Source organism: Oleiphilus sp. HI0061, from assembly GCF_001635675.1.
The window spans coordinates 1-1,046 of sequence record NZ_LWFE01000212.1 but is presented as its reverse complement, the minus strand read 5'-3'; the positions used below and the strand labels follow the sequence as shown (position 1 = coordinate 1,046).

The 1,046-nt window shown below is 45.2% G+C and carries 2 protein-coding genes; both read right to left on the bottom strand.

The genetic code is table 11. The features are described from left to right. Nucleotides 1–499 (bottom strand): ABC transporter ATP-binding protein (locus A3735_RS02445; RefSeq protein ID WP_156499347.1); only part of this gene is annotated, 499 nt, incomplete at its 3' end. A 9-nt stretch (nt 500–508) separates the two neighbouring features. After that, on the bottom strand, nt 509–1,046 hold a 538-nt coding region (gene cobU / locus A3735_RS02440; RefSeq protein ID WP_068637535.1), incomplete at its 5' end, for a bifunctional adenosylcobinamide kinase/adenosylcobinamide-phosphate guanylyltransferase.

Here is a 1,046-nt window from a genome sequence, read left to right as displayed (position 1 = left end):
GTTTCTGCACAATTGCTCTTGCAAGCATCACGCGCTGCTTCTCACCACCCGACAAAATACTGAACAAGCAATCTTCAACAGCCGATAAGTCCATATCAGCAATAACTGAACTGACAAAACGAATATCTTCCTTTGTATCCCACTCAAACAAGCCCTTGTGGGGCGCTAGCCCTTGCAGTACAACCTCTCTTACCGTCAGCCCTAAATGATCATGATGCTCCTGCAAAATGACAGCCACCTGCTTTGCGTTGTCCCTTAAGCTGTTCTCCCAGATATCCGAGCCGCCTAAGGACACATTGCCTTTGCTCGGTTTGTTTACTCTGTAACAGCAACGCATCAAGCTGGACTTCCCTGAGCCATTAGGGCCGATTAAGCCAACAAAACCTCCTTCTGATAGGGCAAAACTAATATCTTGCAGGATCACCTTATTACCACAGTGCCACGATAAAGTATTCACACTTAACAAAGGATCAGCAGTTTTATTTTCGCTATCAAGCATCAATATTTCCTAAGAACTGCCAGGCTTATTGTTCGCATTGGATTTGAGTGAAAGAGGCAAGCCTGCGACAACTAAATCGACCTGATCACAAAGGCTTGCCAAGCTTTGATGTAACAGCCCTGCTACATCACAATATTTACGACTTAAATCGCCTAAAGGCATGACTCCCATATTGGTCTCGTTGGAAACCAAAATTAATTCTACATTTGTTAGACTGACAGCCTCGACAAATCGATCAAGCTCTAACTGGACGCGTGTTTTGTCTTCAAGCATCAAAAGATTAGTGACCCATAAGGTAAGACAATCAACAACGAGCACTATATCTTCACCAGCACGTTCCTCAAGCACTTTTGCCAACTCTAGCGGCTCTTCTATCACACACCAATGATCTGGCCGGTCTGCCTTGTGACGCTCAATTCGTGCTGCCATTTCCTCATCCAGTGCTTGTGCAGTGGCAAGCAAACAAATCGACGATGCACTATTGTTTGCTATAACTAGCTCTGCTTGCTGTTCTGCATATCGGCTCTTGCCAGACTTTACCCCTCCA